General features: G+C 73.2%; 19 protein-coding genes and 1 pseudogene. 8 read left to right on the top strand and 12 right to left on the bottom strand.

Annotated features, from left to right (window positions below):
- Positions 1-74 precede the first annotated feature (74 nt).
- Positions 75-539, bottom strand: a pseudogene (locus ACIA77_RS45100) (Lrp/AsnC family transcriptional regulator); the annotation flags it as partial.
- Between the two features lie 98 nt (positions 540-637).
- On the opposite strand from ACIA77_RS45100, the gene ACIA77_RS45095 reads away from it, so the two are divergent.
- Positions 638-1,105, top strand: a complete 468-nt coding sequence (locus ACIA77_RS45095) for a DUF2000 domain-containing protein (protein WP_395892335.1) — start codon at positions 638-640, stop codon at positions 1,103-1,105.
- Between the two features lie 53 nt (positions 1,106-1,158).
- On the opposite strand, the gene ACIA77_RS45090 is transcribed toward ACIA77_RS45095, so the two are convergent.
- From ACIA77_RS45090 to ACIA77_RS45070, 5 genes are read right to left on the bottom strand one after another with little or no spacing between them, the layout of a single operon-like run.
- Positions 1,159-2,070 carry an MBL fold metallo-hydrolase gene (locus tag ACIA77_RS45090; RefSeq protein ID WP_395892334.1) on the bottom strand — a complete coding sequence of 304 codons (912 nt, stop codon included), beginning with the start codon at positions 2,068-2,070 and terminating at the stop codon, positions 1,159-1,161.
- Entirely contained in the window at positions 2,063-3,337 is a 1,275-nt protein-coding gene (locus ACIA77_RS45085) for an MFS transporter (protein ID WP_395892333.1), read from the bottom strand. The genes ACIA77_RS45090 and ACIA77_RS45085 overlap by 8 nt, the downstream gene beginning before the upstream one ends.
- A 40-nt stretch (positions 3,338-3,377) precedes the next feature.
- Positions 3,378-4,874 carry an aldehyde dehydrogenase family protein gene (locus ACIA77_RS45080; RefSeq protein ID WP_395892332.1) on the bottom strand — a complete coding sequence of 499 codons (1,497 nt, stop codon included), beginning with the start codon at positions 4,872-4,874 and terminating at the stop codon, positions 3,378-3,380.
- A gap of 19 nt (positions 4,875-4,893) precedes the next feature.
- Positions 4,894-5,634 (bottom strand): SDR family NAD(P)-dependent oxidoreductase, encoded by a 741-nt coding sequence (locus ACIA77_RS45075; RefSeq protein ID WP_395892331.1) that lies wholly within the window; start codon positions 5,632-5,634, stop codon positions 4,894-4,896.
- On the bottom strand, positions 5,631-6,317 hold the full coding sequence (locus tag ACIA77_RS45070; RefSeq protein ID WP_395892330.1) for a class II aldolase/adducin family protein: 687 nt from the start codon (positions 6,315-6,317) through the stop codon (positions 5,631-5,633). Before ACIA77_RS45070 ends, ACIA77_RS45075 begins: the two co-directional genes overlap by 4 nt.
- A gap of 191 nt (positions 6,318-6,508) precedes the next feature.
- Here ACIA77_RS45070 and ACIA77_RS45065 point away from each other — a divergent pair, with 191 nt between their 5' ends.
- Positions 6,509-7,624 carry a hypothetical protein gene (locus ACIA77_RS45065; protein ID WP_395892329.1) on the top strand — a complete coding sequence of 372 codons (1,116 nt, stop codon included), beginning with the start codon at positions 6,509-6,511 and terminating at the stop codon, positions 7,622-7,624.
- A 140-nt stretch (positions 7,625-7,764) separates the two neighbouring features.
- Here ACIA77_RS45065 and ACIA77_RS45060 read toward each other — a convergent pair whose 3' ends face one another.
- Positions 7,765-7,980, bottom strand: a complete 216-nt coding sequence (locus ACIA77_RS45060) for a hypothetical protein (protein WP_395892328.1) — start codon at positions 7,978-7,980, stop codon at positions 7,765-7,767.
- Between the two features lie 389 nt (positions 7,981-8,369).
- Between ACIA77_RS45060 and ACIA77_RS45055 the strand changes: the two genes are divergently transcribed.
- The 3 genes from ACIA77_RS45055 (at position 8,370) to ACIA77_RS45045 (ending at position 10,583) form a co-directional block, all read left to right on the top strand.
- The gene (locus tag ACIA77_RS45055) at positions 8,370-9,869 is read left to right on the top strand and encodes a DUF4118 domain-containing protein (protein ID WP_395892327.1); all 1,500 of its coding nucleotides are present in this window, start codon (positions 8,370-8,372) and stop codon (positions 9,867-9,869) included.
- Between the two features lie 127 nt (positions 9,870-9,996).
- Positions 9,997-10,185, top strand: a complete 189-nt coding sequence (locus tag ACIA77_RS45050; RefSeq protein WP_395892326.1) for a hypothetical protein — start codon at positions 9,997-9,999, stop codon at positions 10,183-10,185.
- A gap of 5 nt (positions 10,186-10,190) precedes the next feature.
- Positions 10,191-10,583 (top strand): response regulator transcription factor, encoded by a 393-nt coding sequence (locus tag ACIA77_RS45045; RefSeq protein ID WP_395892325.1) that lies wholly within the window; start codon positions 10,191-10,193, stop codon positions 10,581-10,583.
- On the opposite strand, the gene ACIA77_RS45040 is transcribed toward ACIA77_RS45045, so the two are convergent.
- The 3 genes from ACIA77_RS45040 to ACIA77_RS45030 form a co-directional block, all read right to left on the bottom strand.
- Entirely contained in the window at positions 10,580-11,233 is a 654-nt protein-coding gene (locus tag ACIA77_RS45040; RefSeq protein WP_395892324.1) for a response regulator, read from the bottom strand. The genes ACIA77_RS45045 and ACIA77_RS45040 overlap by 4 nt on opposite strands.
- Positions 11,234-11,420: 187 nt before the next feature.
- Positions 11,421-12,341, bottom strand: a complete 921-nt coding sequence (locus tag ACIA77_RS45035) for a helix-turn-helix transcriptional regulator (protein ID WP_395892323.1) — start codon at positions 12,339-12,341, stop codon at positions 11,421-11,423.
- Positions 12,342-12,384: 43 nt separating this feature from the next.
- On the bottom strand, positions 12,385-14,187 hold the full coding sequence (locus ACIA77_RS45030) for an FUSC family protein (RefSeq protein ID WP_395892322.1): 1,803 nt from the start codon (positions 14,185-14,187) through the stop codon (positions 12,385-12,387).
- Positions 14,188-14,668: 481 nt separating this feature from the next.
- On the opposite strand from ACIA77_RS45030, the gene ACIA77_RS45025 reads away from it, so the two are divergent.
- The gene (locus tag ACIA77_RS45025) at positions 14,669-15,097 is read left to right on the top strand and encodes an MmcQ/YjbR family DNA-binding protein (RefSeq protein WP_395892321.1); all 429 of its coding nucleotides are present in this window, start codon (positions 14,669-14,671) and stop codon (positions 15,095-15,097) included.
- A gap of 37 nt (positions 15,098-15,134) precedes the next feature.
- On the opposite strand, the gene ACIA77_RS45020 is transcribed toward ACIA77_RS45025, so the two are convergent.
- Together ACIA77_RS45020 and ACIA77_RS45015 are read right to left on the bottom strand one after the other, a co-directional pair.
- Positions 15,135-15,563, bottom strand: coding sequence for an ATP-binding protein (locus ACIA77_RS45020; RefSeq protein WP_395892320.1), 429 nt, complete (start codon positions 15,561-15,563; stop codon positions 15,135-15,137).
- Between the two features lie 43 nt (positions 15,564-15,606).
- Positions 15,607-15,987, bottom strand: a complete 381-nt coding sequence (locus tag ACIA77_RS45015; RefSeq protein WP_395892319.1) for an STAS domain-containing protein — start codon at positions 15,985-15,987, stop codon at positions 15,607-15,609.
- A 139-nt stretch (positions 15,988-16,126) separates the two neighbouring features.
- Here ACIA77_RS45015 and ACIA77_RS45010 point away from each other — a divergent pair, with 139 nt between their 5' ends.
- Both ACIA77_RS45010 and ACIA77_RS45005 read left to right on the top strand, forming a co-directional pair.
- Entirely contained in the window at positions 16,127-20,287 is a 4,161-nt protein-coding gene (locus ACIA77_RS45010) for a SpoIIE family protein phosphatase (protein ID WP_395892318.1), read from the top strand.
- Entirely contained in the window at positions 20,265-20,558 is a 294-nt protein-coding gene (locus ACIA77_RS45005; RefSeq protein WP_395892317.1) for an STAS domain-containing protein, read from the top strand. Before ACIA77_RS45010 ends, ACIA77_RS45005 begins: the two co-directional genes overlap by 23 nt.
- The last annotated feature ends 134 nt before the right edge of the window (positions 20,559-20,692 follow it).

The raw sequence follows: 20,692 nt of genomic DNA, 5'->3' as shown, positions 1-20,692 counted from the left end.
GCGGGGGCCTGAGCGGGGGTTTTGCTCCGCGCCCCCCGCCCCCGGGCTGCCGGGCGGCGCTGAGCTCCGCGCCGCCGCGAAGCCGGGTCGACGACCCGCGTGCGCAGGTGCTCGTAGATCACCGACGTGCGGACGTCGGCGACCTCCGGCCGTTCGGTCAGCCGGTCGATCACGAACGCGTAGAGGCTTTCGTTGTCCGGCACGGCGACGTGGACGAGGAAGTCCTCGGTGCCGGAGGTGACGAAGACGGCGAGCGTTTCGGGCAGACCGGACACCCAGCCGCGGAACGCTTCGATGACCCGGCGTGACGGCGGGCGGACGCGGACCGCGATGAGGGCCTGCACCGGGCGGCCGATCGCGGCGAGGTCGACGTCGAGGGTGGCGCCGCGGATCACGCCCCGCTCGTGGAGCGCGCGGGTGCGGTCGAGCGCCGTGGTCGGTGAAACACCGACGGCCGAGGCGACGTCGCGGTTGGTGCGCCGTGCGTTGGCCTGCAGTTCCCGCAGGATCGCCGTATCAAGTTCGTCGAGATCCGCCATGGTGAGCCCTCCGCCGGATTATGTACGGATCGCTTGGGCAAGCGCCGACGCTCAGATTAGCGTGGTCGCAAACAGCCGTACTTCGTGAGGTATCACCTGTGCTCACCGACGTGGGGTTCTCCCCCGAAGAGATCGACACCGGCGCGCCGACGCGAGCCGCCCGCCTGAAGTGGGTCGTGGTCGTCGACGACGCGCTCCCGCCGGGTCTGGCGGTGAACGCCGCCGTGTGCGTCGCCGCCGCGACGGGCCGGGCCGTGGCCGGCTTGCTCGGCCCGGACGCGAAAGACGCCGGCGGCACCGTCCACCCGGGACTCCCCTGGATCGGCAGCACGATCCTCGCCGCGCCGGGCGAAACCCTGACCGCCCTGCGGGCCAAGGCGGCTGAGAGCCTCGGCGTGTACGTCGCCGACATGCCGGGCCTCGGCCAGCAGACCCGCGTCTACGACGAGTACGTGCGCGGCCTCGAAGCCCTGCCGCCCGAAGAGGTGCGCTACTACGCCCTCGGCCTCGTCGGACCGCGCAACCGCGTCGACAAGCTCGTGAAGAAGCTGCCGCTGCTGTCCTGACCCGCACGGCGCGCACAGCGGGCGGGAACCCGCCGTGCGCGCCGCCGCAGCGGTTACTCCGGCTCGGGCTGAGCCGGCAGCCAGGCGTACCCCTCACCGTCGCGGCGCAGGTGCCCGAGCCCCGGGAACGGGAAGTGGTAGGCGAACACCGCGTGCCGCTCGGCCTCGACGAGGTCGTAGATCCGCCGCCGTTGCGCGGTGGCCGCCGCCTTGTCGTAGTCGAACCGGAAACCCCAGTCCGGACGGCGCAGCAGCAGCACGTAGTGGTGGCACAAGTCGCCCCAGCAGATCATCGTGCGGCCGCCGCTGGTGATGCGGTAGACGACGTGGCCGGGGCTGTGCCCGGGCGTCGCGATCGCGGTGATGCCCGGCACGACCTCGTCGCCGTCGCCGATCAGCGTCAGCCGGCCGGCGTAGGCGTTGAGGTTGAGGTCCGCGCCGGTGTAGTGGTCGCGCAGGTGCTGGTTCGGTGCGCTGTCCACTTTCGACAGATCCGTCCAGTGCCGGTACTCGACTTCGCTGACGATGATCCGCGCGTTGGGGTACAGCGGTTTCCCGTCGGCGTCCACGAGACCCCAGCAGTGGTCCGGGTGCGCGTGGGTGATCGCGACGACGTCGATCGACGCGGGGTCGATCCCGGCCGCCTCGAGGTTCGCCACCGCCTTGCCCGTCTGGGCGCCGAACGTGGCCACGCCGAGTTCGGGCACGGTGCCGACGCCGGTGTCGAACAGCACTCGCCCGTCCGGGGTGTCGACGACGAGCAGGTTCTGGTCGAGGCGCACCCGTTCCGGCTCGAGGTGGTGGCCGGTCAGCAGGGCGTCGACGTCGGCCGGCTCGGCGTTGGGGAAGTTGTCGCGAGCCGGGCCCATCTCCAGCAGACCGTCGCTGACGACGGTGCACGCGAAGTCGCCGTGCCGGAAGCGGGTCCAGCCTTCCTGGCACCACAGGCCGGGGTTGTCAGGCATGCGAAACCTCCGAAGGGGACGGCCGGCGGGTGACGGCGGTGAACACCACCAGGACGAGCACGGCGAGGACGGCGGAGCACCCGAACACCAGGAACACCCCCTGGGCACCGAGGCTGGAGGAGATGATGACGCCGCCGAGGAGCGGGCCGACGGCGCCGAGGTAGGACGTGCTGTTCGTCCAGCCCATCGCGGTGCCGCGGATCTCCGGCGGGAACAGGTTGCTCGCGGCGGCGTTGAGCAGGTTCATCGTCGTGTGCCCGCCGACGCCGAGCAGTGCGACGCACAGCAGGAGGAGCGGCATGAACCGGATGCCCGCGACGATCCCGGCGAGGCCCACGACGGTGCAGGACGCGGTCACGACGGCGGCGATCACCGGGGTGCGCCGGTCGGCCAGCGGCGACACGATCAGCGACCCGACGACGGCGCCCGCGGTGAGGGTGAACCCGAACAGCAGCGCGGAGGTCAGCGGGTAGTTCAGCGAGGTCATCGCGGCGGTGAGCCACACGTTGAGCCCGAACCAGGTGAACATGTTCGGGATCGCCACGGCGGCCAGCAGCCCGGCGAGCAGGATGCCGCGGCCGGTGAACAGCTCCCGCACCGGCGAGCGCCGCGGGGCCGCGGCCACGTCCGGCGCGGCCTCCTGCACGTCGTGGAAGCGGACGGCGGCCACCACGATCAGGATGAGCAGCGTCAGCGCGGCACCGATCAGGAACATCGGGCGCCAGCCGAACGCGGGCAGGACGCCGATGCCGATCAGCGAAGCGATCGCCCCGCCGACCGGGATGCCGGCCATCGTGATGTTGACGACGAGGCTGGCACGCCCGGGCCGGGCGTGGGTGCGGGCCAGTGCGAGCGCGGAGGTCACCGCCGCGCCGACCCCGAGTCCGGACACGACCCGGGCCAGGCCCAGCACCAGCGCCGAGCCCGCCAGGCCCGTGAGGAGGAAACCGAGCCCGAACAGGGTGATCGCGACGATCAGGGTCGGGTGGCGCCCGACGCGGTCGCTGACGACCCCGGCGGAGAACGCGCCGACGAGCATGCCCGCGTAGATGAGACTGCCGAGCACGCCGGCCATGCTCGGTGTGAGCGCGAGCGCGGTGTCGTGCAGCAGGGTCGGGATGACCGACCCGAAGACGATGAGGCTGTAGCCCTCCATGATCGTGACGATCGTGCAGACGGTGATCGCCGCCGCGCCCGCGAGCTGCGGGCGCCAGGCGGATCTGGCTGGGGCGTGGGTAACCGACGAGGTGTTTGCGGATGTCACCACGGCTTCTCTCCTTTGAGTGCGAGGTCCCCCCTTCGCGTTTTCAGTCCTGATAGGACACGTGCACGGCCTGGGTCTCGGTGAAGCTGAGCAGTTCTTCCAGGCATTCCTCCCGGCCGAGGCCGGAGGACTTCACCCCGCCGAACGGGGCGCCGACGAAGTGGCGGGACGAGTCGTTGATCCACACGTAGCCCGCTTCGAGGGCGGCGGCCACGCGGTGCGCCCGCCGCAGGTCGTCGGTGAACACGGAGCCGGTGAGGCCGTATTCGGTGGCGTTCGCGATCTCGACGGCCTCGGCTTCGTCGCGAAACGACAGCACCGACAGCACCGGCCCGAACACCTCCTCCTGGGCGATGCGCATCCCGGCCTCGACGCCGGTGAACACCGTCGGGCGGACGATGAGCGCGCCGTCGCGGCCGTCCGGGCGGAACGGTTCGCCGCCGGTCACTAGCTGCGCGCCTTCGCCGCGGGCGAGGTCCAGGTAGGACAGGACCTTGGTGTACTGCTGCTGCGACACCAGGGCTCCGACGTCGGTGTTCTCGTCGAACGGGTCGCCGAGGCGCAGTTCGCCGATGATCCGGCGGATCTCGGCGACGGTCTGCTCGCGGATGTCCTCGTGCACGACCAGCCGGCTGGTGGAGCCGCACGACTGGCCCGACCACGAGAAGTTCATGCCGCGCACCGCCGCGGCCGCCACCTGGGCCGGGTCGGCGTCGGGGAACGCGACGAGCGCGTTCTTGCCGCCCAGCTCCAGGCTCACGTGCTTCACCGCGGTTTCGGCCGCGGCCCGCTGGATCGCCAGGCCGGTGGCCGCGCTGCCGATGAACGCGATCCGCCGGATCCGCGGGTGGCGCACGATCGCCTCGCCCGTCGCCGGTCCGGCGCCCGGGAGGATCGACAGGACACCCGGCGGCAGCAGGTCGGCGATCAGCTCGCCGAACCGCAGGGCCGAGAGCGGCGCCTGGTGCGGCGGCTTCAGCAGCACGCAGTTGCCGGCGATCAGCGGGGCGGCGATCTTCCCGGCGGCGAACATGATCGGGTGGTTGTAGGGGATGATCCGGGCGACGACGCCGATCGGGCGCGGGCTCGTGTAGTGCAGCGCGCCGGCCGACAGCGGGCTGGTCTCCCCCTTCAGCGCCTGGCCGAGGTCGGCGAAGTAGTCGAGCATCGCCGCGCCGGCCCGGACATCCGAAGTGGACAGACGGATGATGTTGCCGCCGTCGAGGGTGTCGAGTGCGCCGAGTTCAGCGGCGTTGTCGCGCAGCCGCTGCGCGATCGCCCGCACGATCGCCACGCGCTCCTGCACGCTGGTCGCCGACCACGCGGGAAAGGCCTGGAGCCCGGCACTGACCGCGGCGTCCACATCGGACGCGTCGGCGTCGGGGACCTCGGCGATGACCTCACCGGTCACCGGCGAGACGTCGTCGAAGCGGCGCCCGGTCGCCGCGGGTTTGAGCTCGCCCCCGAGCAGCAGCGACCACTGCCGCTCCCGCGTGTAGGCGGACAGCTGCGCGGCGTCGGCGAAGTTCGGCTGGCCCATCGGTTCTCTCCTCCTGCTCTCAGCGGACCGTCAGGCCGCCGTCGACGTTGACGGTCTGCCCCGACACGAACCCGCTGTCGGGCCCGAGCAGGAACGCGATCGCGCCCACCAGGTCGTCCGGGGTCGCGGGGCGTTGCACGTTCTGCGCTTCGACCTGCTTGCGCACCTGGTCGGCGGTGATGGTGGTGCGCGGGATCTCGGTCTGCACCGAGCCCGGCGTCACGGCGTTGGCGCGGATCCCCGAGCCGGCGAGCTCGCGCGACATCACGTAGGTCAGGCCGATCAGGCCGGCCTTCGAGGCGACGTAGTGCGCGTAGTGCGGGCGCCCGATCCACACGGCGCTCGCGGCGACGTTCACGATCGACGCCGATTCCGCGCCGCGCAGTGCCGGCAGCAGGGCTTTGGTCAGCTGCCACGTGCCCGTGAGGTTCACGCCGAGCACGCGGTTCCACTCCTGCTCGTCGATCTCCCAGAAGGGTTTCATCGTCAGGGTCGAGAACAGGGCCGCGTTGTTCACGAGCCCGTCGAGGACCACGCCCTGGCGCTGCAGCTGTTCCGCGGCTTCCCGGCAGGACTGCGCGGACGCGATGTCGACGACCACCGCTTCGCCGCCGGCCTCCGCGGCGACGGTCTTCGCGCGCTGCTCGTCGATGTCGGCGACCAGCACGTGCCAGCCACGCTCGGCGAGGCCGAGCGCGACGCCGCGCCCGATGCCCTGGCCCGACCCGGTCACCAGGACGGTCTTGCGCTGTGTGTTCATCGGTTTCCCTTCTCGGCGAGCCGGTTGAGGTAGCGCCAGCCGGCTTCGATCTGGCTGGGTGGCCAGCACTCCGCGCGTTTGGCCTCGGCCTCGGCGGGAGACGACCAGGACGCGGGGCCGCCGGCGGCCATCGCGTCGAGCTGCTTGCGGCAGGCGCGGTCGAGCAGGACCGCGTACATCACGGCGTGCGCGACGTCGGGTCCGGCGGTGACCAGGCCGTGCCGCGCGAGCAGGCACGCCCGGGCGCCGCCCAGCACGCCGGCGAGCTCGGCACCCAGCTCCGGCGTCGAGATGAGCGCGCCGGTGCGGGTGAACCGCGGGACGTCGGGTTCGGCGAACAGCACGCCGTCGTGGTCGATCGCGCGCACCGGCACACCGAGCGACGCGAACGCCGTGGCCGCGGCCGAGTGCGTGTGCACCACGCACTGCACGTCGGGCCGCGCCCGCAGGACCTCGGTGTGGATCGGGAACTCGAGGTGCCGCGGCCCGGCGCCCTGGACGACCTCGCCGTCGGCGGCGACGAGCACGACCCGCTCGTCGTCCACCTCCTCGAAACCCCAGCCGGCGGCCTTCATCCACGCGCCGCGCCCGTCCGGGTCCCGCACGCTCACGTGCCCCCAGACCAGGTCGGCCTGCCCGGCCGCGGCCAGGGCCCGGTGCGCTCGCACTACGTCTGTTCTCACCCCGACGACGGTATGTTCCTGATTATTAGAAATCAAGTCCTTTATTTCAGGACTACTGCGCGTTACGCTGAACTCAGCGCAGCGGAACTCCGTGGTTTCGGGCCGGGCTCGGACCTACTGTCGGGAACGGAGTTCCCCGCCCTGCCGCAGGCGGGACCGGGCCGACGGACACCTCGACGAGGAGGGACCGCATGACGCTGTACACCGACATCCCGACCCGCTCCGAGATCGACGCGTTGTGGCAGGCCGAAGCTCCCGCCGCCGTGTCGATCTACCTCGAGACCTCGCCCACGTCGCCGGGCGAGGCCGAGCGGATCGCGTACAAGAACGGGGTCCGGGACGCGCTGGCGCAGCTTGGCGACGCGGACAAGGAGGCGTTCGCGGCCCTGGCGGAACAGCTCGCCGTGCTGGAGGACGAGAACTCCGGGGACTTCTGGCGCCACCAGGCCCGCAGCCTCGCGGTGTTCGCGACACCCGCGTCGCTGCGCAGCTTCCGGCTGCCGAACCGGCTCACCCCGGCCGCCGTCGGCGGGACGCGGTTCTTCGTCAAGCCGCTGATGCGAGCGGTGACGTTCCCGCAGACCGCGTTCGTCCTGGCGCTCGCCCAGCGTTCGGTGCGGCTGCTGGAAACCGTGCCCGACGCGCCTCCCCGCGAGGTGCGCGTGCCGGACATGCCGGCCGACGTGGCCTCGGCCGTGGGCAAGTCGTCCATCAAGGACCGCGCGCCGATCCGCCGGGTGCAGGGCGCGGAAGGGCAGAAGCTGCGGATGGCGCAGTTCTCCCGGCTGGTCGACAGCGCGCTGCGCGAAGTCCTGCCCGGCCACGGTGTGCCGCTGGTGCTGGCCGCCACCGAGCCGCTCGACAGCATCTTCCGCGCGCACTGCCGGTACCCGGACCTGGTGCCGCACAGCGTGCCCGGCAACCCGGAGGGCCGCGGCGACGGCGAATTGGTCACCGAAGCCCGCGCGATCCTCGACGGGTGGTACGGCGACCGGCTCGACGAGGAGAAGCGCACCTTCGCCGAACGCTTCGAACACGGCCGCACCTCCACCGACGTCGCCGACCTCGCGCGCTTCGCCACGAACGGCGCCGTCGACACGCTCTTCGTGGACATCGACGCGAACATCCCCGGTGAGGTCGACGACCTCGGTGAAGTGACCTTCGGGGGTTCGGCGGCCCTCGGGCTCGTCGACGAGATCGCCCGCCGCGCGTGGCTCTCCGGTGCGCGCCTGCTCGCCGTCCGCCACGAGGACGTCCCCGGCGGGGGCGACGTCGCGGGAACGCTGCGGTACGCGCCGACGGGATGACCGGGGTCCGCGCCAGTTCCTCGCGTGGTGCGAGGCGAGTCAGCCGGGAATTCCCGGCGGGCACGGCCTCGGCTCGGCACGGACTGTCCATTCCGGAACCGCGGACCCGCCCCGCCGCCGGTGATCCACTGTGGACGGCGTCAGGCGGCGCTCGTCTCCCGCGGGGCGGCCGCCGTGGCGAGGTCCACGTCGGGGCGGGGATTCGGCAGCCGGCACGGGGAAGCGCCGCCGCGGTGGGAAACGATGCGATCGTTCGTGAGGACCCAGAGCGTTTCGGCCGGACGGCCGCACACGGAGCACGCCGAGCCCAGCAGGGGCAGGCGCCAGCGGGCGAAGGGGGTCTGTTCGAAGTTCACGGAGTCCACCTGCGGTCGGCGCGGATCCGGCGCGGGAACACTGCGACCGGCGGGAGCGCGGGGGTTGCCGGGCGGAGGGCGGCTTCGCGGTCGCGCAGCGGGGGAACGACGGGCGCCGGGCGTCCGGCACGGGGCAGGCCGAAGATCCGCATCAGACTCCACCTTCCGGTCCGGAGCTGGTTGGAGGGGCGGACACCCGGCGAAGTGGCCGGGAACCGGGTGTCCGCGGGTGGCGGGGGCCCGTTCAGCATCGCGTGGCGGGCGTCACCACGCATTCCTGCCACCTGGAGTTCGCACCCCCCGCTAGCGGGAGCGGCCGCGGGGCTGGATGTCCGGCTGGCCACGACATACCCTCTCGTTGGGTGTTGCACGTGGCCGGAGAAACGTTGATGCCAGGCCGCCTCAGCGGCGGATGGGTGCGACGCTGGCCGGGTGGCGTCCTGGCCGGCGTGATCGCTGTCGCCGCCGTGACGGGTGTCGCGAAGCTGCTCGAGCCGCACGTGCCGCCGGTTTCCCTGCTGACGCTGTACTTGCTCGTGGTCCTGCCGATCGCGGTGGTGTGGGGAACCGTGCTCGCCGTGGCCACTTCGGTGCTGAGCGTCGCCGTGTACGTGGCACTGTTCGTCGACCCCGCTTATCCCCTGCTGGTCGCCGACACGCAGACCGCCGTCGCCCTGGGGGTTTTCCTCATCACCGCGGTCGTGGTCGGGACGCTCGCCTCGCGCCTGCAACGGGCGGCGCAAACCGCGGAGCGCCTGAACGAAGAGCAGTCGGCGTTGCGTCGCGTTGCGACACTCGTGGCCAAAGCAGGTCCGCCGTCGGCGGTCTTCCAGGCGGTGACCCGCGAAGTCGGCCAGCTGTACGACGCGGACCTGGCCCGGATGGAGCGCTACGAGACGGACGGCACCGTGACCGGCGTGGCCGCGTTCAGCCGGGTGCCCGTGCACCTGGCCGTCGGGCAGCGGTTCAACCTCGATGGGCTCAGCGTCGCCCGCGAAGTGCGCGAGACGGGCCGGCCGGTCCGGCTCGCGACCTTCCGCGGCGCCGAGGGCACGATCGCCCGGGAGGCGCGCGGGCTCGGCATCCGCTCGTCGATCGGCTGCCCCATCGTCGTCGCCGGCCGGATCTGGGGTGTGATCGCCGCGTCGACGAAGAGCGACGCACCGTTCCCGCCCAACACCGAGGCGCAGATCGCGAGCTTCACCGAACTCGTCGCGACCGCCATCGGGAACGCCGAATCCCGGGCCGAGCTCCGGGCGTCCCGGGCCCGCATCGTCGCCACCGCCGACCGCACCCGCCGGCGCATCGAACGCGACCTGCACGACGGCGCCCAGCAGCGGCTCGTGTCGCTGGCGCTGCAGGTGCGCGCCGTGCAGGCACTGGTCCCGCGCGAGCTCGGCGAAGCCGGCCAGGAGCTGGACAACATCGCGACCGGGCTGTCGGAAGCACTGGACGAGTTGCGCGAGACGGCGCGCGGCATCCACCCGGCGATCCTCGCCGAAGGCGGGCTGCTGCCGGCGCTGAAAGCACTCGCCCGGCGCTCGCCGTACCCGGTCGAGCTCATCGTCCGCGCCAACGGGCGCCTGCCCGAACCGATCGAGATCGGCGCGTACTACGTCGTCGCCGAAGCGCTGACGAACGCCGCCAAGCACGCCCGCGCGAGTGCCGTCACCGTCGTCGTCGAGGCGCGTGACGGGGTGTTGCACGTGGCGGTGGAGGACAACGGCGACGGAGGTGCCGACTTCACCACCGGAACGGGGCTGACCGGGATCAGGGACCGCGTCGAAGCGCTGGGCGGACGGGTCGCGCTGCACAGCCCGCCCGCGGAGGGCACCCGGCTCGAAGCGGACCTCCCGTTCGCGGAGCAGACCGCCGGCGCCGCGGGCTGATACCGGGCAGCCGGTAGAGCCCGTTCCCGGCAGCCGGGCCCGGGAAATGCCCGCTCGCGGTGACGACGCGGACACCGTGCGCCCGCCACACTGAGCGAGTCCCGTTCAGTCCGGAAGAAGCGACGTCATGACCAACCACCACCACGCCAGCAACAAGTACTGCGCCCACTGCGACCGCTGGCACTGCCACTGCGACGGGTGCGGCTGGATCTGGTACGGCGCGTGCACGTTCAGCGAAGCCCTCCGGCACATCCGGCTGCACCAGCTCGACCGGGTGTATGCGGAAGCGGTTGCCGGGCCGCGGCGTACCGGCTAGCCGGGATGCGCACAAGGGGTTACTTCTGGGACGGTGAGTACGTGCGGTGTCTGATCGTCGACGACAGTCCGGACTTTCTGGCCGCCGCCCGCCGGCTCTTGGAGCGGGAGGGCGTGACGGTCGCCGGGGTCGCAAGCGACAGTGCGGGGGCGCTGCGGTCCGTCGAGGACCTGCGGCCCGAAGTCGTGCTGGTCGACATCGACCTCGGTGGTGAGAGCGGTCTGGAGCTGGTGAGCAAGCTCGACCGCACCCCGGCGGGCGGCGAATCGCGGATCATCGTGATCTCGACCCACGCCGAAGAGGACTACCACGACGTGATCGAGGCCGGGCCGGCCGCGGGTTTCCTGTCGAAGTCTTCACTCTCGGCGCGGGCGATCCACCAGTTGCTGGAGCGCTAGCGGTTGTCGAGGTAGGTGATCACGGCGAGGACGCGCCGGTGGTCGTCCGTGGTCTCCGGCAGGTCGAGTTTCGCCAGGACGCTGCGCACGTGCTTCTCCACGGTGCCCTCGGTGACCCACAGCCGCCGCGCGATGCCGGAATTGGACCGGCCTTCGGCCATCAGCGACAGGACTTCACGTTCCCGGGCGCTCAGCGCGGCCAGCGGATCGTTGCGGTGGCGGGCCTCCACCAGCTCCTGCACGATCGCCGGCTCCACCACCGACCCGCCCCTCGCGATTCGCCGCAGTGCGTCGAGGAACTCCCCCACGTCCGCGACGCGGCTCTTGAGCAGGTACCCGATGCTGCGGCCGCTGACGAGCAGCTCCATCGCGTGGTCGACGTCGGCGTGGGCGGACAGCACGAGGATCCCGATGTCGGGCAGTTCCTGCCGGATGATCCGCGCGGCTTCCAGCCCCTCGGCGGTGTGCGTCGGCGGCATGCGCACGTCCACCAGCACCAGGTCGGGTTCGTGCTCACGCGTCAGCTTCAGCAGACCGGCCGCGTCACCGGCCTGCCCGACGACTGTGAACCCGGACCGCTCGAGCAGACTCGCCAGGCCTTCGCGCAACAGCACGTCGTCCTCGGCAACCACCACCCGCGGCATCGTCATCACCGCACCCACCGCTCTCGCCGCGGAGCTCGTCGAGTGCCGCGGAACCCAAGTGGGCAAATCGTGCCATATCCGCAGCGCCGACGGCCACCGGCGAGAGTTCAGCGGGTCAGGTTCCGCCGCTCCGGCGGAATTCTCCGCGGCAAGTTCCCTCGGCGAGGACCGCGCCGGACGGCCCGATCCGGGCTCAGTCCCGCGCGCCCGCCGTGAGTTCCCGCGCCAGGGTGAGCGAGCGCAGCGCCGCGGCCGACGCCGTACCGGGCTCCGCGTGGTAGATCGCCAGCGACTGGTCCTCGTCGCCGGGGAGGGTGAACGTTTCGTAGCGGACCGTCAGCTCGCCGACGTCCGGGTGGTTGAGCAGCATGTGACCGTGGGTCTTGCGCTTGACCTGGTGGGCGTCCCACAGCCGCCGGAAGTCCGCGCTGACCGACAGGTCCGCGAGCAGCTCCGCCAGCTGCGGGTCGTTCGGGTAGCGGCCGGCGTACCAGCGCAGGTGACCGACCACGTCGGCCGCCTTGGTCTCCCAGTCGGCGAAGCGCTGCCGCGCTGCGGGCTCGAGGAACGTGACGCGGCCCCAGTTGCGATCGCGCGGGGCGCGCGCGCTCCAGTCGCCGAACAGCACGCACGCCAGGCGGTTCCACGCGAGCACGTCGCTGCGGCGGCCCCAGACGTACGCGGGCACACTGTCCAATGCGGACAGTGTCGCCAGCAGCTCGGGCCGCACCCGCTGGCGCTGCGGCTCGACCGGCCGCTGGCGCTGGAGCGGTTTGACCAGGTGCACCAGGTGCGCGTGCTCGGCTTCGGACAGCGCGAGCGCCGAGGAGATCGCGTCGAGGACCTCGGCGGACACGTTCTGGCCGTTGCCCTGCTCCAGGCGCGTGTAGTACGCGGCCGACACGCCCGCGACCTGGGCCAGCTCCTCGCGCCGCAGGCCGGGCACGCGGCGGCGCCGGCCGTAGTCGGGCAGCCCGACGTCCGCCGGCTTCAGCCGGGCGCGCCGGCTGCGCAGGAACTCCCCGAGCTCCGTGCGCTGGTCGAAGTGCAGCTCCGGGCCTTCGGGAGCGGGCCTCGGAGCCGTCGCCGTGCCGGTGTCGGGGTCGGTCGCCATGCGCTCCAGTATTGCGCCGAAAATCCGATCCGGCCCCCGGGGATCACCCGGGGCCCGGGTTCCCGGGGGGCGCGCCGAGTGCGGTGACCAGGAGGTGGTTCGCCGCGCTGAGCCGCGGATAGCCCGGGATCGGGCCGTGGTCGGTGACGGACGCCGGGACACCCTGTTCGAGTGCCTCGGCGAAGCGGTCGAGCCCGCACAGGAACGCCTGCGCGCGCTCGCGGGGCGGCGCGGGCCGGTCGTACGGGATGGCGAGCGCCAGCAGCGCGAGCTCGCCGGCGGCGTAGGTGACCCGGTCCGCGCGTTCGGCCCGCCGGTCCGGCAGCCGATCGGCCCGCGCGTCTTCGGCGACGCTGCGCAGGTCCAGCACGGTTTCCCGCAACCGGCCCCGGGGTTCTTCGGCGTCGCCGGCGTCGAGCCAGCGGCGGCGGAACACCTGGGCGGTCACGCGGAGGGTCCGGGCCTGCACCTGGGGCAGCCGGGCGGCGGTGGCGCGCGGCCACAGCACCACGCGCAGCACGACGGCGAGGACCGCGCCGATCGCGGTGTCCAGCAGCCGCGCGCCGAGCGCGCTGCCGAACTCCGCTCCCGGCACCGCGAGCTCGTACTGGAACAGCGGCACCAGCGTCACGAAGGCCACGCCGACGCCGTAGACCACCGGCAGGAACACCTCGGCGACGAACTGGGCGCCGATCGCGACCAGCGCGATCACCAGCGGCGACGGTGCGCCCGCGAACACCGCGGCCGCCAGGGCGACGCCGCCGGCCGTGCCCACGGTCCGGTGCAGGGAACGGCGCAGCAGCAGCGTCACGTTGGACGCCTGCAGCACCGCGGCCACGGTCAGCCCCACCCAGTACGCGTGCGCGAGGCCCAGCAGTCGGCCGGCCAGCACCCCGGCAGCGACCGCGACGCCGATGCGCGCCGCGGCGGGCAGCGCGACCGCGCGCGGGGTCAGGGCTTGCCGCAGTTTCGCGCCGGCGCCGGGTTCGACCACGTCCGCGTCGCCGACGCCGTGGCCGGCGAGCACGAGGTTCGCGTCGTCGAACGCCCGCTCGAGAGCGGCGTGGCCGGACGGGGAGGCCGGGCGTCCCCGGCGGAGGTCCTCGAGCTCCGGCCGCCACGTGTGCGCGGCGAGCGGCTCGGTGGCGTCGAACGAGACCGACAGCGCGGAGGCGAGCACGAGGTCCGCCGCGGCCAGCGGCCGCACCGTGGCGGCGGAGCCGGGCCGTGCCTGCCGGGACGTTTCGAGCCCGCGGCTGAGCACGCCGACGGCGCGCCGGCGGGTGTCGGCGGCCGCGGGGGTGCCGGCCGTCCGGAGGACGTCGGCGACCGCGTCCCACGCCTCCTCCACGACGTGCCCGAGGCCGTCGCCGGGCCCGACCACGGCGGACACGGCGAACCCGATCAGCGCGCCGGCGGCGACGAACGCGCCGTGCACCAGCGCCTCCCCTGACCCCACGGGTTCGCCGGACGCGACCAGCACGGCCAGCACGATCAGGTACTCCCGCGGCGGCGGCACCCGCAGCGCCAGGCACACGAAGCTCGCGCCCGCCGCGGCCAGGCCGGCGAACGCGATCGACACCCACGGCACCGCGGCCGCCAGCCCGCTGAGCGGCACGAGCACCGTCAACGCGAGCCCCACCGCGGCGACCACGCGCAGCCGGTGCCGCCGCGGCGCGTTCCCCGCGTACACCCCCGCCATCCCGCCGAGCGACGCGATCGCGCCGAGATCCGCCCGCCCGGCCAGCACCCCGGCGAGCAACGGCACACCGACGCTCGCCGCCCCGCGCACCCCCAGCGGCCACCGCGCCACGAACGCCGCCGGCAACGCGCGCAATCTCGGCATGGCTGGTTCCTCGGCGGTCCGGCGGTTTCGTCCCGGTCACCGTAATCGCGCGCGGCCACGGCGTCGTGGCGGTGTGGCTGGGCCGACGCGCCAGCCTGTCCCCGCCGCCCGCAGGCCCGGCGGACGGAGGCGGCGCGAGGTCTGGGTGGCGCTGCGGGTCCGGCGTGGCTGCGGAGCACAACGCCACCCGCACCACGTCGCGATCCGGTGCGCCGGCTTCGAGGCGGCCCGCGCGTTCCGGGTCGACCCGCCGGGCCGGTTCCTCGGGCAGATCCGGCCCGACGGCGACCCAACACTCGGCTTCCTGCTGCCGCCCACCCGCGACGACCGCCGGGAGGCGTCCGGTCGCTCCGGAGCACGCCATGACACCGCCGCAGCACACCGCGTCGCCGTTCGTGCCGGTGCCATGCTCAGCACGCGGGCGCCTGATCCCTCGGCGGAGGCACCGCCGCGCCGGCGCCTCCGCTCCTAAACTGGGCGCATGCCGGACGACGACCGCCCCGCGTCCGTGGAGGACGTGCACGAACTGGCGCTCGCGATGCCGCACGTCACCCTCTGGCCGGGGTCCGAGCGCAAACCCGTGTACCAGGTCGGGGGCAAGTCGTTCATCTTCTTCCGCAACCCGCGCCCGGACGCGTTCGACCCCGACACCGGCGAACGCTACGCCGACGTGATCGTCTTCTGGGTCCCGTCCGAAGCCGACAAGGAAGCGTTGGTGCAGGACGAAACCTCACCGTTCTTCACCACGCCGCACTTCCGCGGCCACCTCTCGGTGCTGGTCCGCGCGTGCCGCCTCGGCGAGATCAGCCGCGGCGAGCTCGCGGAGGTCGTCCAGGAGGCGTGGCTGTCGCGCGCGTCGGCTCGCCGGGGCGCGACGTGGCTCGCCGAGCACCCGCCACCGCCCGGCTGACGGCGCCTGTCCACTGTGGACCTCGGCGGGGTGGCTTTCAGGTCGAACCGGGCCCCTTCGGGTACCAGGTCATGGTCACGGTGGTGCCGCGCTCGGTCGGGTCGACGGTGGCGTCGTCCGGCAGCGCCCGGATGAGCGGAAGCCCGCGCCCGTGCAACGGGCCCGGGTTCGCGGTCGGCGGCAGCCAGCGGCCGTGGTCGGTGACGGTGACGCGGATCAGGCCCGCCTCGTGGTGGGCGGTGAGCTCGACGTCGCCGGGGGTCTTCGGGTAGGCGTGGTCCGCGGTGTTGATCATCGCCTCGTACGCGGCCAGTTCGACGTCGCCGGCGAGGTCGCCGGGCACGTCGAGGGCGCGCAGCCAGCCGGCCAGGTCGTGGCGGAGCCCGGTGATGTCGTCCGTGCGGGCGGGCCGGCACACCCGGAGTTCGGGCTCGGCGGCCCCGTCGAGGTCCCCGCTCCGGGCCATGCTCACCACCTTGTCGTGCGGTCTTCGGTTCCGCCGCGTTCGGTCACTTGCCCGCGACGGCCTCGGCCGCCGAGGGGTACTGCGCGAACAGCCCGTCGAGGCCGAGCAGCGTCAGCGTCCGCGCGATCCGGTGCTCCACCGCCAGCCGGACCTCGGTCCGGTCGCCCGCGACGCGCTGCGCCTCGACCAGTGCCGCCGGCGCGGACGAGGCGAAGAACTCCACCCCGGTCAGATCGAGCACGAGCACGCCGGGCCCGCCCTCGAGCGCCTCACGGATCGCCGCCTGCAACCGGGGTGTGGTGACCGCGTCGAACTCTCCGCGCGCGGTGAGCACCGCCGCGGCACCCTCGCGCCGCAGACTGACGCTCGTGCTCTCCGTCCCGCTCGTGAACGCCGGCTGCCGGTCCGCATCGAAAGCCTGCATCGGCCGATCCTCCCGCACTCGCGGCCACCCCGCACAACGCGCGGGAAGATCGCCGCGCGTCGTGTGAGCGGCGGCGGAACCGGGTATGAGCACGTCACGGCCGTAGGCTGGAAGCCCGCGGGCCAAGAGAGGGCATCGAGTGCGTTCCGAAGATGCCGGTCCACCGGCCGGCGGGGGCAGCGTGTTCGCTGCCGACGAGGAGGTCGGGCCGGACCTGGCCCGGGTGGACTGGAGCGCGACCCCGATCGGGCCGCCGAGCGGCTGGTCGCAGAGCCTGCAGACCGCGGTGAGCATCCTGCTCTCGTCACGGTTTTCGATGTGGCTGGCGTGGGGCCCGGACCTCACGTTCTTCTGCAATGCCGCCTACCGGCGCGACACCCTCGGCCGCAAGTACCCATGGGCGCTGGGCCGTCCGGCCCGCGAGGTGTGGGCCGAGATCTGGGACGACATCGGCCCGCGGATCGACACGGTGCTGGCCACCGGCACCGCGACGTGGGACGAGGCCCTGCTGCTGATCCTCGAACGGTCCGGGTACCCGGAGGAGACCTACCACACCTTCTCCTACAGCCCGCTGCGCGACGACGACGGCCGCGTCGTGGGCATGCTGTGCGTGGTCACCGAGGAGACCGGCCGCGTGATCGGCGAGCGCCGCATGGCCGTGCTGCGCGACCTCGGATCCGATCCCAGCGTGATCCAGACCGAACGGCAGGTGCTGGCGTTCGCCGGCCGGCAGCTGGGGCGCGATCTGCGCGACCTGCCCTTCACGCTGACCTACCTGTTCGACGGCGGCCGGGCCGTGCTCGCGGCCTCGACCGGCATCGCGCCCGGCGGGCCCGCGAGCCCGCCGGTGCTCCTGATCGGCGATCCCACGGCGGTGTGGCCGGTGGGCGCGGCGGCCGAGGGCGTGGCGGCGCTGGTCGAGCTCCAAGGCACCCGGTTCGCCGGACTTCCGTCGGGGGTGTGGCCGGATCCGCCGGCCCGGGCGCTGGTCGTGCCGTTGCGGCAGCTGGGCAGCACGCCGTACGGATTCCTGGTGGCGGCGCTGAACCGCTACCGCGACCTCGACGCGGGCTACCGCGGGTTCCTGGAACTGGTGGCCGGGCACCTGTCCGCCGGCATCGCGAGCGCCCGCAGCTACCAGGACCAGCAGCGCCGCGCCGAAGAGCTGGCCGAGCTGGACCGGGCGAAGACCGCGTTCTTCTCGAACATCAGCCACGAGTTCCGCACCCCGTTGACGCTGATCCTGGGGCCCGTGCAGGACCTGCGGGCCTGGGAGTCCGGAGTGGACGAACGGGCCCGCGAAGAGCTGGCGGTCGTGCACCGCAACGGCCTGCGGCTGAACAAGCTCGTCAACGCCCTGCTCGACTTCTCCCGCATCGAGGCCGGCCGGATGCAGGCCCGCTTCGAACCGACGGACCTCGCCGCGGTCACCGCGGAGCTGGCCAGCGTGTTCCGTTCGGCCGTCGAGAAGGCGGGACTGCGGTTCGTGGTGGACTGCCCGGCGCAGGCCGAAGCGGTGTACCTCGACCACGGCATGTGGGAGAAGGTCGTCTTCAACCTGCTCGGCAACGCCCTGAAATTCACGTTCGACGGCGCCATCACCCTCACGGTCGGCCGGGACGACACGCACGCGGTGGTCACCCTGGCCGACACCGGTGTCGGCGTCCCCGCCGCGGAGATCCCAAGGCTGTTCGAGCGGTTCCACCGCATCGCGAACACGAGGGCGCGCTCCGACGAGGGCAGCGGGATCGGGCTGGCGCTGGTGCGGGAACTCGTGGAACTGCACGGCGGAACGGTCACCGCCGAGAGCGCCGAGGGCACGGGGACCACGTTCACGATCCGCCTCCCGCTCGGCTCCGCCCACCTGCCGGCCGACGCCCTCGCGCAGGCGGGCACCGGCGTCGCCGTCTCCCCGAGCGCGGACCAGTACGTGCAGGAAGCACTGCGGTGGCTGCCCGGCGAGACCGCGGGCAGCGACGCTCCCCTCACACGGGCGGACCAGGCCGCGCCGAGTGGCCCCGCCCGGGTCCTGATCGCCGACGACAACGCCGACATGCGCGAGTACCTGGCCCGGCTGCTGACGAGTGCCGGGTACCGGACGAGCACGGCCACCGACGGCCTCGAGGCGCTCGACGCAGTGCGCGCCGATCCGCCGGACCTGCTCGTGAGCGACGTGATGATGCCCGGCCTCGACGGCCTCGCCCTCCTGGCCGCGCTGCGGCACGACCCGCGCACGGCGGCGGTGCCGGTCGTGCTGCTGTCGGCCCGCGCGGGCGAGGAGGCGTCCGTCGAAGGGCTGCGGGCCGGGGCCGACGACTACCTCGTGAAACCGTTCACCGCGGCCGAACTGCTGGCGCGAGCCGGCGCCACCGTCGAAATGGCCCGGCTGCGCACCCACCACGCGCGGTGGCGCAGCGCGCTCGTCGAATCCCTGCAGGAAGCCTTCTTCGTGTGCGACGAGCACGGGTCCGTCATCGAGATCAACTCCACGTTCACCGACGTCCTCGGCTACGGCCCGGAAGGCCTGCCCTACGAGCCGGTGCACCCGTGGTGGCCGGACGCGACCACCGACGCCGAGGCCCACCGGCAGGCCGCCGACGCGCTGGTCACGCTGCTGGAACGCCCGCGCGGCACGCACAAGATCCCCGTCACCCACCGCGACGGGCACCGGCTCTGGGTCACGGCGACCTTCACCCAGGTCCACGATCCCGACACCGGCCGCCGGGTCACCGTCGGCACCTTCCGCGACGCCACCGCCGAGCACTACGCGGTGCAGCGCCAAGCCGCGCTGTCCGCGCTCAACCAGCAACTCGCCCAAGCCGACACCGTGACCGAGGCGCTGACGGCGGCCGTGGCGGAACTGCGCCGGGTCTGGCGCGCGCACCGCGTGCTGGCGGTCACCAACCCCGCGACGGACGGGGAGCCGGCCGTCGTCTGCGCCGGTGTACCCGCGCGGTGGCGCGACCTCGATCCACTCGTGCGGCGGGCGATCACGGCGGTGGGCGACGGCGATCTGCTCACGGTCCTGGCCGGACCGGCCGGGTCGGCGGGCGTGTCGCTGCAGCACCCGGACGGCGTGCTGGTCGTGTGGGTCGAGCTGGCCGAGCGGCGGTTGTTCACCACCGAGGAGCAGACGCTGCTCGCCGTCCTGGCCGGGCGGCTGGGCCAGGGCCTCGCCCGGGTGCACCAGCTGGGCCAGCAGCGGGAGACGGCGCTGGCGCTGCAGCTGGCCATCCTCGGGCCGCCGCAGCTGCCCGGCGGGTTCGCGGTGCGCTACCAGCCCGCGACCCGGCCCCTGCACGTCGGCGGTGACTGGTACGACGCCGTCGAGCTCGACGGCGGGCGCATCGCCCTGGTCGTCGGCGATTGCGTCGGCCACGGCCTGGCCGCCGCGACGGTCATGGGGCAGCTGCGCAGCGCGTGCCGGGCCCTGCTGCTGGAAAACCCGTCCCCGGCGGCCGCGTTGACCGGCCTCGATCGGTTCGCGGACCGGCTGCCCGGCGCCGCCTGCACCACCGCGTTCTGCGCGGTGCTCGACCCCGGTGCGGGAGAACTCGTGTATTCGAGCGCGGGCCACCCGCCGCCGATCCTCGTGCACGCCGACGACACCGTCGAGCTCCTGGAGGGCGGGCGGGCCATCCCGCTGGGCATCCGCACGGACCACACCCGCTCCGAAGCCCGGGGGGTGCTGCCCCCTCGCGCCACCCTGCTGCTCTACACCGACGGGCTCGTCGAACGCCGCCGCCTGCCCCTCGACGAGGGCATCGGCCGGGCCGCGGGCCTCGTCGGCGAAAGCCGCGACCTGCCGTTGGAGGACCTGGCCGGCCGGCTCATGACCGGACTCGCCCCGGCGGCCGGGTTCGAAGACGACGTCGCGCTGCTGCTGTACCGCCGGCCGGGCCCGCTGGAGCTGGAGTACCGCGCCGACGTCGAGCACCTCGCGCCGGCCCGCTGGGCCCTGCGCGGTTGGCTGGAGCAGTGCGGCCTCGATCCCGAGCAGGCCCAGGACGTCCTCGTCGCCGCGGGCGAGGCGCTGGCCAACGCGATCGAGCACGGCCACCGCGACTCGCCGGACGGCCTCGTCCGCCTGCGGGCCACCGCGACGGTCGACCGCGTCGAAGTGATCGTCACCGACACCGGAACGTGGAAGCCGCCCCGGGCGTCCAACCGTTCCCCGCGCGGGCGCGGCCTGGCCCTCATGAGAGCGTTGCTGGAGGAAGTCAGCGTCGATCCCGGTCCCGCCGGGACCACCGTCCGCCTGCGAACGAGGATCGCCCATGACGAGCCCGCTCACCCTTGAAACCACCTGGCAACAGGACGGGACGCCGCTGGTCACCGCGACCGGCGAAATCGACCTGAGCAACGTCGCCGGCTTCACCCGGGCCCTCGCCGACGCCACCGCCGGCGGCGCGATCACCGTCGACCTGCGCGGCGTGGCCTACATCGACAGCGCCGCCATCAACGCGCTGTTCAGCCACGCCGACGACGTCAGCCGGGTGCTCGCCAACCGCCTGCTCATGCCCGTGCTCACCGTCAGCGGGCTCACCGAGCTCGTTCACGTCGAGCGATGACGGTTTTGGCAGGCGCCCACCCGTTTGCGCGTCGCCCCTCGGGGTAGCCCTGTTCCACGCAGTCCCCCGACCCCCAGGACGGTGCACGCACCATGACCGGTCCGCTCACGCGCGCTTCGCGCGCCCACTCCCGC

It is taken from the genome of Amycolatopsis sp. NPDC051903, from assembly GCF_044452505.1.
Lineage (GTDB): Bacteria > Actinomycetota > Actinomycetes > Mycobacteriales > Pseudonocardiaceae > Amycolatopsis.
This window is presented reverse-complemented; position numbering and strand designations above follow the sequence as displayed.

Excerpts from the sequence above, each read along its gene's own strand:
- ACIA77_RS45090 (WP_395892334.1), bottom strand. The coding sequence starts at position 2,070 with ATGCCTGACAACCCCGGCCTGTGGTGCCAGGAAGGCTGGACCCGCTTC.
- ACIA77_RS45080 (WP_395892332.1), bottom strand. The coding sequence starts at position 4,874 with ATGGGCCAGCCGAACTTCGCCGACGCCGCGCAGCTGTCCGCCTACACG.
- ACIA77_RS45075 (WP_395892331.1), bottom strand. The coding sequence starts at position 5,634 with ATGAACACACAGCGCAAGACCGTCCTGGTGACCGGGTCGGGCCAGGGC.
- ACIA77_RS45065 (WP_395892329.1), top strand. The coding sequence starts at position 6,509 with ATGACGCTGTACACCGACATCCCGACCCGCTCCGAGATCGACGCGTTG.
- ACIA77_RS45055 (WP_395892327.1), top strand. The coding sequence starts at position 8,370 with ATGCCAGGCCGCCTCAGCGGCGGATGGGTGCGACGCTGGCCGGGTGGC.
- ACIA77_RS45050 (WP_395892326.1), top strand. The coding sequence starts at position 9,997 with ATGACCAACCACCACCACGCCAGCAACAAGTACTGCGCCCACTGCGAC.
- ACIA77_RS45045 (WP_395892325.1), top strand. The coding sequence starts at position 10,191 with ATGCGCACAAGGGGTTACTTCTGGGACGGTGAGTACGTGCGGTGTCTG.
- ACIA77_RS45040 (WP_395892324.1), bottom strand. The coding sequence starts at position 11,233 with ATGACGATGCCGCGGGTGGTGGTTGCCGAGGACGACGTGCTGTTGCGC.
- ACIA77_RS45035 (WP_395892323.1), bottom strand. The coding sequence starts at position 12,341 with ATGGCGACCGACCCCGACACCGGCACGGCGACGGCTCCGAGGCCCGCT.
- ACIA77_RS45030 (WP_395892322.1), bottom strand. The coding sequence starts at position 14,187 with ATGCCGAGATTGCGCGCGTTGCCGGCGGCGTTCGTGGCGCGGTGGCCG.
- ACIA77_RS45025 (WP_395892321.1), top strand. The coding sequence starts at position 14,669 with ATGCCGGACGACGACCGCCCCGCGTCCGTGGAGGACGTGCACGAACTG.
- ACIA77_RS45020 (WP_395892320.1), bottom strand. The coding sequence starts at position 15,563 with ATGGCCCGGAGCGGGGACCTCGACGGGGCCGCCGAGCCCGAACTCCGG.
- ACIA77_RS45015 (WP_395892319.1), bottom strand. The coding sequence starts at position 15,987 with ATGCAGGCTTTCGATGCGGACCGGCAGCCGGCGTTCACGAGCGGGACG.
- ACIA77_RS45005 (WP_395892317.1), top strand. The coding sequence starts at position 20,265 with ATGACGAGCCCGCTCACCCTTGAAACCACCTGGCAACAGGACGGGACG.